The organism is Haloarchaeobius iranensis, assembly GCF_900103505.1.
GTDB classification, from domain to species: domain Archaea; phylum Halobacteriota; class Halobacteria; order Halobacteriales; family Natrialbaceae; genus Haloarchaeobius; species Haloarchaeobius iranensis.
In genome coordinates this window covers 99,166-112,073 of the sequence record NZ_FNIA01000007.1, presented here as the reverse complement: position 1 = coordinate 112,073, position 12,908 = coordinate 99,166, and the positions used below count along the sequence as shown (strand labels likewise).

Genomic DNA, 12,908 nt, shown 5'->3' with positions numbered 1-12,908 from the left:
CGCCCCTCGTTCAGGCGCGCTTCTGGATCTCCTCGCGGAGCGTGTCGCTGACGACGTCGCCGTCGGCCTTGCCGCGCAGCGCACCCATGCACTCGCCCATGAGCGCCGAGAACGCGCCCATCCCCTGTTCCGCGACCTGGTCGGCGTTGCGCTCGACGACCTCGACGACGGCCTCTCGCACCTCGCTCTCGTCGACGCCGCCGAGGTCCTCCTGCTCGACCGCCTCCTCAGCGGTCAGCTCGGGGTTCACCGCCAGCGCGGTCAGTAGCTCGGGCAGCCCCTCGTTCGGTACCTCGCCGTCGTCGACGAGGCGTAGCGCGTCGCGGAGGTGCTCGTCCGTGAGGTCGGCGACGGGGACGTCGTCGCGGCGGAGCTCGGTCAGCGTCGACTCCAGCGTCCCTGCGGCGAGCGTCGCGTCGACCCCATCGGCGACCACGGACTCGAACAGCGGCATGTGCGTGCCGTAGGCGACCTGCTCGGCCAGTCCGGCGTCGAGGTCGTACTCGTCCTGGTACCGCTCGACCTTCTCGGTGAGGAGTTCGGGGACCGCGACCTCGCTCGGGTCGAGCTCGACCGGCGGCACGTCCGTCTCGGGGTACATCCGCGCCGCGCCGGGCAGCGGCCGCAGGTAGCGCGTCGTCCCGTCCTCGTTCGCGCCACGAGTTTCCTCCGGGACACCGTCCATCGCCGTCTCCGCGCGGGCTGCAGCGGCCTCGACGGCCGGCTCGGCGACGCCCGCCTCGGCGGCGACCATCGCGACCGCGTCCTCCTCACCGGCACCGACGGCCTCGCACATGGCCTCGACCTCCGCCTCGGTGACGCCGTACGCCGGCAGCTCGTCCGTGTGGAAGATACCGCCCGCGCCGTGACGCTTCGCGTGGTCCGAGAGCTCGGTGCCGAGCCGACGGTCGGGCTGTATCTCCCGGCCGACCAGCCCGTCGAAGCCGTACAGCGGCACCGCGTACACCGCACCGCCGTCTTCGAGCGCGCCCCGGACGACACCGGAGTCGGTGTCCTCGAAGACCCCGGTCACGTCCTGGACCTCGCCGACGCTCGCGCCGCGCTCCTCGAGTTCGGCCGCGATGTCGAGGAGTGCGACCTGCCGGCCGACCTCGTTCCGGACGATGTCGTCGATGTCGTCGAGGCTCTGGACGCCCTTCACCTCGACCCGCGCACCGTCGGCGATGGAGATGTTCACGTCCTGCCGGATGGTCCCCAGTCCACGCTTCACGTGGCCCGTCGAGCGGAGGAGCATCCCGATGCGCTCGGCCGCGTCGCGGGCCTGCTCCGGCGAGGAGATGTCGGGCTTCGTGCCGATCTCCACCAGCGGGATGCCGAGCCGGTCGAGGCTGTAGGTGACGCCCGCCTCGGTCTCCTCGATGCGCTGGGCGCTCTCCTCCTCCAGCATCAGGTCCGCGACTCTGACGGGGCCCTCGTCCGTCTGTATCTCGCCGTCGGTCGCCACGAGCGTCGAGCGCTGGAACCCCGACGTGTTCGAGCCGTCGACGACGAGCTTGCGCATGACGTGCGCGACGTCCACCGGCTCCATGTCGAGCAGCTGGGCGATCTCGAGGACGACCGTGCGTGCCTCCTGGTCGAGCCGGTGCGGCGGTTCGTCGTCCTCCTCGACGAGGCAGGTGGTGTCGTAGCCGAGGTAGGTGAACTCCCGTTCGACCTGGCTCTCCTCCAGCGCCGCCTCGTCGATCTCGCCGAGTTCGCTCTTCGTGGGATGCAGGTACCGCGTGAACTGGCGGGTCGACGCGTCGGCCTCGCGGAGGTCGGTCGGACACGAACAGAACAGCTTCGTGTCGGTGTCGAGCTGCTGATGGATCTCCAGCCCGGCCACCAACCCGAGCTCGTCGTAGTCGTGGTCGGTCATTGAGAGCAGGTCCGACCCGGAGGGGTAAAAAACCGTCCAGTCTCCCCCGATAGTGTGTTCCTCCGTCGGGTTCGGAGAGCGACTCCTCTCAGAAGCAGGCGTCCACAGAACTGCCCGCCGCCAGCGCGCTCACTGCGTCGCTGCCTTGATGTCCTCGATGCGGACGATGTCGTCGCCGAGGCCCTCGCCGTCGCAGTCCTCGTCTGGACATCGGTAGTGCCAGCCGTCCCGTGTCGCTACGCGCTCGGAGAATCGTCCACCACAGGACTCGCAGAACAGCTGGCCCTTCTCGCACTTGTCGTGGTGTAGCTCGAGGGCGAGCTCTGTGCTGAACGACTGATTGCAGTCTCTGCAGGTGTACATACTCGAATCGACTCCGGCATCCCCCATAACAACAGTGGATTGTTCGCCGTGGCGCCGTCTACCGGTCACTCTCGGTAACTTACTGCCGTCGTGCGGTCGGTCTGAAGCCAGTCAGCGAATTTCGAAGTGATAAATCTTTCTCCGCACGGCGGCGCGGGACCGACGAGTCGTGGTCGACGACCGGGTCGTACGGTCCCATCGAACGGTTCCGGGTGCTGTAGCCCCGCTTCGAGAGCTACTTGACGGGCCGGCTCAGTCGTCGCCCAGGATGCCGGTGTAGGTCATCGCCTCGGGGTCGATGACCTCGTCGGCCTCCGCCTCCGAGAGGTAGCCCTTCTCGACGACGACCTCGCGGACGGTCTTGTCCTCCTTCAGCGCGGCCTTGGCGACCTCGCTGGCCTTGTCGTAGCCGATGTGCGGGTTGAGCGCGGTCGCGAGCGCCATCGACTGCTCGACCTGGTCCTGACAGTGCTCCTCGTTGGCCTCCAGCTTCGCGACGAACTTCCGGGCGAACACTTCGCTCGCGTTCGTGACGAGTTCGGCGGACTGCAGGAAGTTGTACGCACAGACCGGCTTGTACAGGTTGAGGTCGAGCTGGCCCTCCGCAGCGCCGGCCGAGACGGCGGCGTCGTTGCCGACGACCTGCTTGTGCACCTGGTTGACGGCCTCGGCGACGACCGGGTTCACCTTGCCGGGCATGATGGACGAGCCGGGCTGGTTCTCGGGCTGCTCGATCTCGCCGAGCCCGTTGCGCGGGCCGGAGGCGAGCAGCCGCAGGTCGTTCGCGATCTTGTTCAGGCTCCCGGCGACGGTCCGGAGCGCGCCGTGGGCCTCCCCCATCGCGTCGTGAGCGGCCTGCGCCTCGAAGTGGTCGTCGGCCTCGCGGAACTGGACGCCCGTCTCCTTCGTGATGTACTCGGCCGCACGCGAGGCGAACTCGGGGTGCGTGTTCAGCCCCGTGCCGACCGCGGTCCCGCCGAGCGCGAGCTCGCTCAGGTGCTCGCGGACGTTGTCGACGCGGACGAGCCCCTTCTCCATCTGGGTTGCGTAGCCGCCGAACTCCTGGCCGAGCCGGACCGGCGTCGCGTCCTGCAGGTGGGTGCGGCCGGTCTTGACGACGCCGTCGAACTCCTCCTCCTTCGCGCGCAGCGCCTCGCGGAGGATGTCCAGCGCCGGGATGACGTCCTTCTCGACGGCCTCGAGCGCCGCGACGTGCATCGCGGTGGGGATGACGTCGTTGCTCGACTGGCCGAAGTTCACGTGGTCGTTCGGGTGGATCTCCCGGGAGCCGATGTCGCCGCCGTAGAGCTCGGTGGCGCGGTTCGAGATGACCTCGTTGGCGTTCATGTTCGAGGACGTGCCCGAGCCGGTCTGGAACACGTCGACCGGGAACTGGTCGTCGTGCTCGCCGGCGATGACCTCGTCGGCGGCGGCGACGATGCAGTCGGCCTTGTCCTCCGGGATCATCTCGAGGTCGCGGTTGGCCTGCGCCGCGGCCTTCTTCACGACACCGAGGGCGCGCACGAACCGGCGGCCGAACGTCAGCCCCGAGATGGGGAAGTTCTCGACCGCGCGCTGGGTCTGTGCACCCCAGTACGCGTCGGCCGGTACCTGCATCTCGCCGAGGCTGTCCTGTTCGGTGCGGTAGTCGTCGGACATGGGCGAACCGACGCGCGACGGGGCGTAAAACCCACCGAAACCGCCGCGCCGGTCGGTAGTCCCGACTTACCCGCGGGTGACCCATTGTCGGCAGGTGTTCCGGGGAGGACCCGCTGAAAATTCGGCCACGTGCGGGGGACGGAAGCACCGGACTCCGACGCGTCACGCCTCGTCGTCCGTCCGGTGGGAGTACCCCTCGATGATACCGTTCACCTGCGTCGGCTCGATACAGGCAACGTTGAACTGGATATCGGTCGCCGGCCGGGAGTGGACCTGGAAGTACGGGATGTCGAGCCCCTCCATCACCTCCACGATGGCGGCGTCGAGGCTGTCGTGTGACAGCATCGTCACCTTCCCCTCCACGAGGACGCTCTTCCAGCCCTCGTCGGTGTCGTCGTAGACGACGAAGGAGACGTGGTCGGTCCTCTCGAGGTAGCGCTGCTTCTGACTCCCCGGTGCGAACCCGAGCCGTAGGTACACCGACCGGTCGTCGTCGTCGTACGCGAACGAGAGCGGGACCGCGTAGGCGTCGCCGTCGTTCGCGAGCGCGAGGACACCCGTCTGTTGTGATTCGAGGAACTCGTCTATCTCCAGTGCGTCCATCTGCGTTGCTGTCTGCTGCGCCATATGTGTGTATTGATAGCACGAGCCATTAGATGTGGAGGTCGGTTCCCGCCGGCTGGTAACGTCGTGTCCGTCCGCGAGCGGTCGAGCGAGGACGGCTCCCGTCTCTCGTCGCCCCGGAAACATACCGGGGCCTCCCAGTCGGAACTGGACGGGACGCCGCTCACGGGTCGCGTCGCTCCCCGTTCGCGACCTCCTGTTCCTCACTGCGTTCGGAAGACGCACCGCTCGTCGTCATCGCGTCGAGAGAAACGCCGAGAGGGAGATTTGAACCGCGGTCGCTCGCTGTGCTCGCTCCCTGGTTCAAACTCCCCTTTGGCGTTTCTTCGTGGACGGACGGCTCGCTGCGCTCGCCGTCGTGGTTCCCGAAGAAACGCCGAGAGGGAGATTTGAACTCCCGTGTCCGTGTGGACAGTAGATTTCGAATCTACCGCCTTGGCCAGGCTAGGCTATCTCGGCTCGCTCTCACCTTGCCCGCTGAGTATTTTAGGGGTTTCGATTCGGTCGGGCGTGTGGTGACAATCGTCAATAATAAATTGCATGCGTCGCAGGGAGATACCATGGACGTTAGCCAAGCAAACGAGGACTGCAACGCAGTCCTCGACGCCATCGGGAACTCGGTCATCGCCGACCGAGAGTTCCTCGAAACCGTACTGATGGGCGTCGTCGGCCGCGGTCACGTACTCCTCGAGGACGTGCCCGGGACCGGCAAGACGCTCACGGCACGGTCGATGGCGTCCGCCCTCGGATTGTCCTTCTCCCGCATCCAGTTCACCCCCGACCTCCTGCCCTCCGACGTGACGGGGACGCACGTGTTCAACGAGGAGAGCCGCGAGTTCGAGTTCCAGGCCGGTCCCATCTTCGCGAACATCGTGCTCGCGGACGAGATCAACCGCGCGCCGCCGAAGACCCAGGCCGCCCTGCTCGAGGCGATGGAGGAGGGACAGGTCACCGTCGACGGCGACACGCGGATGCTCCCGCAGCCGTTCTTCGTCATCGCGACGCAGAACCCCGTCGAGCAGGAGGGGACGTTCCCGCTGCCGGAAGCACAGGTCGACCGCTTCATCGTCAAGTCGAGCATCGGCTACCCCGACGAGGAGGGCGAGATCGAACTGCTCCGTCGCCGCGCGGGTCGCGTCGACCAGAGCCCGAGCGTCGACCGCGTCCTCAGCGACGAGGAGGTCGCGGAGCTCCGGCAGGTGCCGGAGGACGTGCGGGTCGACGACGACCTCCTCGCGTACATGGCCGCGCTCTGCCGCGAGACCCGGCAGGACGGCCGCGTCGACATCGGCGTCTCTCCGCGTGGGACCCAGCGCCTGTTCGAGGCCTCGCGCGCCTACGCCGCGATGGTCGGCCGCGAGTACGTCACGCCCGACGACATCAAGCGCGTGGCGCTGCCGGTGCTCGCGCACCGTCTCGTGCTGACGCCGGACGCGATGGTGAACAACGTCGACAAGCGTGAGGTCGTCCAGACGGTGCTCGACTCGGTCCCGGTCCCGACCGTCGAGTAACCCCTTCTACGTCTGTCGCAGCGCCGTGGTCAGGACGAGCGCCGCGACCAGCAGCATCACCAGTGCTGGGAGCGGCTGGCCGGTGCCGGCGACCTGGTACAGGCCGTACGCGACGCCGACCGTGACCCCGCCGACGACCAGCGTCGCGCCGATGTGTGCGAGTTCGGCCCGGGTCGTCTCCGCCTCCTGGCCCAGCTGCTGGCCCAGCCCCACGGCGTTCTGCCCGACGTCCCAGGCGACGACAGTCGCCGCGGTGCCGACGAGCAGGAACAGCTCTGCTGCAGCGCCGGCACCGGTCGCGCCCGCGACCACCATCCCCGCGGCGAGGACGACGCCGCCCGCGTGGACGAGTCGTCGCGAGCCGACGACGAGGCCGGGGGCGAGTGCGACGATGCCCAGCCCGGCGACGACGCCCCCGACGCTCGCGGTCAGGATGGCCGCGAGCGCGGCGACCGCGGCCGCGCCGAGCGAGACGATTGCCGAGAGGCGCACCGGCCGCCTGTCGATCTCCGTCATCGCGACCACCGCACGGTGTTCCGCGCGATGGACTCCGCGAGCGGTTCGTCGGGGTCCCAGTCGAGCACCCTGACGCCACCCTGTCGGAGCGTCGATATCCGGTCCGCGCGCTCGACGCGGGCGAACCGCTGGCCGAGCGTCCCGTCGTTCGTCGGGTCGGGGCTGAGCACCGTCACCTTGTGCCCGTGTGCGTGGAGCAGCTGTGCCGCCTTCACCGCGTCGTCGTCACAGAGCGGCGAGAAGAACATCACCTGGATGTCGCCCGAGAGGCGCTTGCGGAGGTTCCGGACGCCGAGCGTGACGGAGTAGCGTCCCGTCGGTCGCTCGGCCGACAGCGCGGGGTGGTGGGCGAACAGCTCCTCGACCTCGACCCGGTGCTCGTTGCCGAGTCCGGGCGAGAGCCAGACCTTCTGGGGTGCCAGGGCGGTGATACCGACCCGGTCGCCGGTCTCGAGCAGCGTGGTGAAAATCTGGCCGGCCGCGTTGATGCCGAGGTCGGCCGCGTGGAGGTCGTCCTCGTCGCGCCGCACGTACGCCTCCTGGCGCAGGTCGAGCAGGAGCATCACTGTCGCGGCCCGCTCCTCGCGGAACTGGAGGGTCGCGAGGTCGCCGGTGCGCGCGTAGCGTCGCCAGTCCACCCGCGACAGCGGGTCACCAGAACGGTACTCGCGGGTGGAGTGGAACTCGACGCCGTCGCCGGCGTGGTCGGTCTCGACGCGGCCAGCGTACTGCGAGGTCTGCTTGCGGAGCGGCATCGGTAGCGTGGACGAGAGCGACGGCGTGACGACCACCTCGCCGCCGGTCCGGAAGCGGGTGTATCGCTCGCGCTTGCCGGACCAGTCACGGACGATGGTGTCACACGTCTTGAACTCGTGTGTCCCCCGTCTGGCGTTCAACGTGTACGTGAACGAGTCGGTCTCGCCGGGGCGGAGCGCGGTGCCGAGCCTGGCCGTGCCGCCCACGACGGTGAGCTCCTCCGGCACGCCGTCGACGACCCGAAGGTCCGGGAGGACACGGTCGCCCACGTTTGTGACCCTCACCGTCACCGTCAGGTCGTCGCCCAGGTCCGGCGTCGGGTCGGACAGCTCCCGTCGGATGCGGACCGTCGCCCGGGGTACCGTCGTCACCTGGACGTACGCGAGGTAGGCGACCGCGACGACCGCCGCGAGGAGCAGGGCGGGCTGTTTCAGGATGACGCCCATTCCACCCGCCACGAACGTCAGCGCGCCGATGCCACGCCAGTGGTTCGTGTCCTCCTCGGTCTCGGAGATGACCCGCTGGCTCCCCTCGCTCCCTCCTTCTCGCGTCCCCGTCGACGTTCCGCCGCCCGACTCGGCCTCGTCGGCCGTGGACTCGCCCGTCGCCGACTGCGATAGCGTCGAACTCATGCTTCGGCCGCCTCCGACTGCCGCGTTATCTCGCTGGCGGCGTGGACCGCCCAGCGGTGGTACTGCGTCCGGTTGTCCCGCTGGAAGTCGAACCGGTCGAACAGCGACGCCCCCTCGACGGAGCCGGTGAAGAAGGCCCGGGCGAAGGGGTCGTCGGTCCACTCGCCCGACTCAAGCTGTCGCTCGGCCTCGGCCCGCGTGCAGCCCTCGGTGCGGACGATGGTCGCGATGGCAGCCCGCTCCAGGCGGGTCCGCACCGTCTCTCGCGTCTCGATCTCCCTGCGGTCCGAGCCGGCCGTGAGGAGCATCTCGTCGAACTCGTCACCCGGGGTCGGGAGGTCCTGTGACGCCTCCGGGTCGGGCGTCTCGACCTGCTCGTAGTCGGTGCGTGACCGGCCGATGGCGACACGCACCCCCTGGAGGACGCCGAGGAGGCCGACGACGACGAGGACCGCCTCGTCGAGCGTGATGGACGACGCCAGCCCTGGCGCTGCGACGAGGGTGAACCCGGTCAGCGCGAGCGCCACGCCGAAGACGGCGAGCAGGGTTCGCGGCTTCATTCGTTCTCACTCTCGAACTGGTCCTCGAGACGCCTCAGTGCTTCGACTGCCCGCTCCTCGCGTTCCGCGGTCGCCGACTCGCTGCCGTAGCGCACCGACTCGAACAGGTCGGTGAGTTCGCCGACCGCACCGGTCTCGAACCCCGCGGCGACCGCCGCACGTTCGAACTCCCGCGGCGTGCTGGTCTCCGGGTGCTCCACCGGCAGGTGGCCGGTCATCTCGACCCAGGCGCGGTAGATCTCGTTGTCGACCGCCGACTGCTCCTCGATGCGGTCCGCCGCCCGGCCGGCGGCCGCCGCGACCGCCGCGACGTCCGGCGGTTCCGGGGGGTCCTCCTCGTCGGCCGGGTCGACCGCTTCGGCGAGCTCCGACTCCGCGTCGTCGTCGCCGGAGCGGACCATCCAGACGCCCGCGACCACCACCACCGCGACACCCACGACGCCGAGCAGGAGCAGGAGGGCGTCGGGCAGCTGCTGGCGCGTCTCGCCCTGTTCGCCGCCGCCGCTACCGTCACCGCCACCGCCCGACGCCGTCTGGTTACTGATGACGTCCGGGCTGCCGTTCTGTTGCTCCTTCGGGACCGGTTCGTCCGGGCACGCGACCAGGAACGGCACCGTCGTCGCCACCAGCACACCCACCACGAAGAAGGCGCTGAGCGCGACCATCCGGTCGTACTTCCGGTACATGAACGCCGTCACCCCGACGAGGATACCAATCAGCCCGAGCAGTAGCGTCGGTGGAATCGACTGCTCGCACCGCTCGACCTTCACCGGCGGCTTCTGCCGCTTCTCACCGCCCTCCACGTTCGCGTCCATCGGCGAGTCAGTCGCAGCGATGCTCTCGTCCTGCTCCGGTGCCGGCTGGTTCGCGTCTTGGCCAGCACTCGTCGTCTGACTGAGCGTCCCGGCCGCGAAGACGATAGCCACAACACAGCAGACAGCGATGATAGCGACCCCGATCGTCCGTCTGTTCACGGACCACTGTTACCACAACCCGCACTTAACGGGTTCGTATACACAAACACGTCTTGTGCTGAACGACCACCGGAAGCGACGCAGGTGGCGTCGACGGCGTCAGGGCTCGTCCCCGTACTTGTCCTCGATGTGCCGGAGTGCGTCGACGGCACGACGTTCGCGGTCCGCCGTCACCGGCTCGCCGCCGTAGCGGACCTCCTCGAACAGCTCGGTGAGTTCGGCCACGTCCTCGCGCGAGACACCGGCCCCGACGGCCGCGTCGGCGAACTCCGAGGGGGTGCTCGACCGGGGGTGCTCGACGGGGAGGTGCCGGGTCATCTCGACCCAGGCGCGGAACACCTCGTTCTCGGTGCCGGTGGTCCGCTCCAGCCTGTCGGCGATCTGACCGGCGACGTTGCCGATCTCGGTGACCCGCCTCGGGTCGCCCTCCTCGGCGCTCCCCTGTTCGGGGGGCTCCGCCTCGCTCTCCTCGTCGTCCGTGCTCGAGAGGAGGGCGTAGCCGAGGAGACCGACGACCAGCGTCGCCGCGACGAGCACCACGAACACCGAGGGCTGTGTGATGACCAGCCCGGAGTCGTTGGCGATGCCGACCGAGGCGTTTCCCCCGGTGCTGGGCGGTGCCGGCTCCGAGGGCAGGATGTCGGCCGAGGTCGGCGCGGGCTGTTCCGCGCAGTTGGTCAGCAGCATCCAGAGGAAGAAGGCGGGGAACCCGACGACGACGAGGGCGGCGGAGGCCGCGAACCCGTCGTCGCGGTACGCGAGCCCCGACCAGAGCAGGAGTGCGACGCCGATGACGATGGCGAGGAACTCGCCGGTCAACAGGAACGGGAGACAGATGCCGAAAGAGAACGAGAACTGCCCGGGGTCGGTGAGGGGTTCACGGCCGCTGCTGCCGTTCTCGCCGGAGTCGCGGTCGTCGCCGCCGGTGGGGTCGCTGACGGTCGACCCGCCGCCGCCGTCGGCCGGGTCCACCACGCTCGCGGCGACGAGCGAGAGCGCGACCACGCAGACGAGCGCGAGGACGACCGGGAGGAGTCGCTCTCGGTTCACGCCCGCCACTCGGGTCCGATGGTATGAGTGGTTTTCGTTGGCACACACGTCGACTGTACCGACGGCGGCGGCGCGCCGGGTCCCGGCAGTCGCTCCGGGGAACACGGCCCTTTTCACTGTCAGCGCCCCCAGGATGGGTATGCAGAACGTCGACGCCGCCGGACTCGGTATCGGGGACGACCACCCGACACGGATCATGGGCGTGCTGAACGTGAGCGCGGAATCACCGTACGACCCGAGCGTGTTCGACGACCCCGCGGAGGCAGCCGACTACGTCGAGGACGAACTCGTCGCGGAGGGGGCGGACATCGTCGACATCGGGCTGGAGTCGGCGAACAAGCGCTTCGAGGTGCTCAGCGCGGCGGAGGAGCTGGACCGGCTGGACGTGGCGCTGTCGGTCATCGAGAACACGTCCGCGGACCCGGTCTGGTCCATCGAGACGCGCTACCACGAGGTCGCCGCGGCCGCCCTCGACGGTGGCTTCGACATGATAAACGACATCGCCGGGTTCGCGGACCCGGAGATGCCCCGGGTCGCCGAGGAGTACGGGGTCGCCGTCGCGAAGATGGCCAGCCCACCGGATCTGACGCGTCCGGGCGCTGTCGAGGAGACACCCTGGGCGGAGCGCAAAGGCGAGGCGTGGGCCGAACAGGCCGACTACGTCGACATGGTGTACGAGGCGCTCAAGCAGAACGGGCTGCCCGAAGACACCATCGTCGACCCGGCGTTCGGGGGCTGGTCCGAGGCGAAGACGGTCGCCGACGACCGGGAGACGTTCCGGCGGCTCCGCGAGTTCCGTGGGCTCGGCCGGCCGATGCTCGTCTCCATCAACCGGAAGAACTTCCTCAGGTCGCTGACCGACCGCCCCACCGAGGACGCACTCGCCGTCTCCCTCGCGGCCACGTCGATGGCCATCGAACGCGGCGCACACGTGATTCGGACCCACGACGTGCGGGAGACGGTCGACGCGGCCGCCGTGGGCGACGCGTTCGTCCCCGAGCGGCACCGGAGCCACGCGAGCGGGGTCAGCGTCGAGGAGCTCGACGTCGACTCCGAGGGCGACGTGCGACGGCACGCGGACCGCCTCGGCACGGCCGACCTGGCCGCCACAGCTACCCTCGCCGTGTTCGACGTCCGTGGACTCACCGAGGACGCGTGCGAGGAGCTGGGGACGCTCGCTGCCGACGCCGAGACGACGTTCGCGAGGAACGCGGCGGGCGACGGTGGCTTGCTCGTGGGGACCCACGCCGCACTCGAGGCGCTCGTCGAGGCCACGCCCGGGACTGCGGGCACTGGGGCGGTCCTCGACGCCGTCGCGTCGTCCCTGAACTGAGCCTGCACCGCGGTCCCGTCCGCTGGTCGACGGTGCATCGAGGCCCCGTGGGACACCATCCGCCGACCGTCCCCGGGTCGCATATCTATCGAACTCCACACGTAGCGGGCTCTAACGAATCGTTATGGGTCGTATAACTCGGTAAGAGAAAACTTATACCGGTGGCTTCAGAAGGTGGGGGTGGAAGCCGGGAGGGCCTCTCGGGTAGGGGTACTCACAAGAGGCAATTCCGGCCCACACCAACGGTTATCTTGGAACTACATCCGACAGCTACAGCCATGGACTTCGAAACGTTCGAGCCGGTGTACGAGGCCATCCTCGCCGACTTCGGCTTCGACCGCGACGGCGACGAGCGAGCACGCGACGCCCTCGCCGAGCTGACGACGCCGTTCGACGAGTCGCGCCTCTCGGTGCTCGCCGGCGAACACGTCGCCGTCTGTGGGGCCGGCCCCACGCTCGCCGCGGACCTCGACGACTGTGACGCCGACCGGGTCGTCGCGGCATCCTCGGCGGCGGCGGTCTGCCGTGAGCGGGGCGTCACCGTCGACGTCTACGTCACCGACCTCGACGGCGACCCCGAGCTGGTCGGTGACCTCGCTGCCGAGGGGACACCCGTCGCGGTCCACGCACACGGCGACAACGTCGGGCGGGTCCGGTCGGTCGTGCCCGGGCTCCCGGCCGAACCGGTGCTCCCCACGACGCAGGCCGCACCAGCCGCACACGTCCGGAACTACGGGGGCTTCACCGACGGCGACCGGGCCGCGTTCCTCGCGGACCACGCCGGCGCGACCCGGCTCTCGTTCCCCGGCTGGTCGTTCGACGACCCCGACGTGGGCCCGATGAAACGGCGCAAGCTCCGCTGGGCGGCGCGGCTGCTCGCGTGGCTGGAGCGGCGGCGCGACGGGTGGTTCGCGGTCCTGGACGGCGTTCGGGACGACCTGGAGCCACTGCCGTGAGCACCCGCCCGCGGAACCGCCGGCAGGCCTGCACTACGTGTGGGAACGTAGCGCACTGGTGAACTCATAGGAGCGCTTTCGTCCGTCACTGCCCG

12 protein-coding genes and 1 tRNA gene are annotated in these 12,908 nt (G+C 69.2%); 3 read left to right on the top strand and 10 right to left on the bottom strand.

The annotated features are described in order from the left end of the window. Positions 1-10: 10 nt before the first annotated feature. The 5 genes from gatE to BLT27_RS07905 all read right to left on the bottom strand — a co-directional run bounded on the left by gatE (position 11) and on the right by BLT27_RS07905 (position 4,984). Entirely contained in the window at positions 11-1,879 is a 1,869-nt protein-coding gene (gene gatE / locus BLT27_RS07925; RefSeq protein ID WP_089732629.1) for a Glu-tRNA(Gln) amidotransferase subunit GatE, read from the bottom strand. 129 nt (positions 1,880-2,008) lie between these two features. Then, positions 2,009-2,242 carry an HVO_2901 family zinc finger protein gene (locus tag BLT27_RS07920; RefSeq protein ID WP_089732627.1) on the bottom strand — a complete coding sequence of 78 codons (234 nt, stop codon included), beginning with the start codon at positions 2,240-2,242 and terminating at the stop codon, positions 2,009-2,011. 252 nt (positions 2,243-2,494) lie between these two features. Then, positions 2,495-3,901, bottom strand: a complete 1,407-nt coding sequence (locus BLT27_RS07915; protein ID WP_089732625.1) for a class II fumarate hydratase — start codon at positions 3,899-3,901, stop codon at positions 2,495-2,497. A 162-nt stretch (positions 3,902-4,063) separates the two neighbouring features. After that, positions 4,064-4,528, bottom strand: coding sequence for a pyridoxamine 5'-phosphate oxidase family protein (locus tag BLT27_RS07910; protein WP_175526416.1), 465 nt, complete (start codon positions 4,526-4,528; stop codon positions 4,064-4,066). 371 nt (positions 4,529-4,899) lie between these two features. Continuing rightward, positions 4,900-4,984: transfer RNA gene (locus BLT27_RS07905), tRNA-Ser, on the bottom strand. A gap of 101 nt (positions 4,985-5,085) precedes the next feature. On the opposite strand from BLT27_RS07905, the gene BLT27_RS07900 reads away from it, so the two are divergent. After that, on the top strand, positions 5,086-6,036 hold the full coding sequence (locus tag BLT27_RS07900; RefSeq protein WP_089732621.1) for an AAA family ATPase: 951 nt from the start codon (positions 5,086-5,088) through the stop codon (positions 6,034-6,036). 6 nt (positions 6,037-6,042) lie between these two features. Here BLT27_RS07900 and BLT27_RS07895 read toward each other — a convergent pair whose 3' ends face one another. The 5 genes from BLT27_RS07895 to BLT27_RS07875 form a co-directional block, all read right to left on the bottom strand. Beyond that, positions 6,043-6,552: a DUF7519 family protein gene (locus BLT27_RS07895; RefSeq protein WP_139172277.1), complete on the bottom strand. Its 510-nt coding sequence runs from the start codon at positions 6,550-6,552 to the stop codon at positions 6,043-6,045. Further along, positions 6,549-7,940: a DUF58 domain-containing protein gene (locus tag BLT27_RS07890; protein ID WP_217639111.1), complete on the bottom strand. Its 1,392-nt coding sequence runs from the start codon at positions 7,938-7,940 to the stop codon at positions 6,549-6,551. The genes BLT27_RS07895 and BLT27_RS07890 overlap by 4 nt, the downstream gene beginning before the upstream one ends. Beyond that, on the bottom strand, positions 7,937-8,500 hold the full coding sequence (locus BLT27_RS19690) for a DUF7269 family protein (RefSeq protein WP_089732617.1): 564 nt from the start codon (positions 8,498-8,500) through the stop codon (positions 7,937-7,939). The genes BLT27_RS07890 and BLT27_RS19690 overlap by 4 nt, the downstream gene beginning before the upstream one ends. Beyond that, positions 8,497-9,474 (bottom strand): DUF4129 domain-containing protein, encoded by a 978-nt coding sequence (locus tag BLT27_RS07880; protein WP_089732615.1) that lies wholly within the window; start codon positions 9,472-9,474, stop codon positions 8,497-8,499. Before BLT27_RS07880 ends, BLT27_RS19690 begins: the two co-directional genes overlap by 4 nt. A gap of 99 nt (positions 9,475-9,573) precedes the next feature. Further along, positions 9,574-10,524: a DUF4129 domain-containing protein gene (locus tag BLT27_RS07875; protein WP_139172274.1), complete on the bottom strand. Its 951-nt coding sequence runs from the start codon at positions 10,522-10,524 to the stop codon at positions 9,574-9,576. Between the two features lie 139 nt (positions 10,525-10,663). Between BLT27_RS07875 and folP the strand changes: the two genes are divergently transcribed. Both folP and BLT27_RS07865 read left to right on the top strand, forming a co-directional pair. Beyond that, a complete protein-coding gene (gene folP, locus BLT27_RS07870; RefSeq protein WP_089732611.1) occupies positions 10,664-11,857 on the top strand; it encodes a dihydropteroate synthase in 1,194 nt (397 codons plus the stop codon). Positions 11,858-12,135: 278 nt separating this feature from the next. Continuing rightward, entirely contained in the window at positions 12,136-12,813 is a 678-nt protein-coding gene (locus BLT27_RS07865) for a 6-hydroxymethylpterin diphosphokinase MptE-like protein (protein WP_089732609.1), read from the top strand. Positions 12,814-12,908 lie beyond the last annotated feature (95 nt).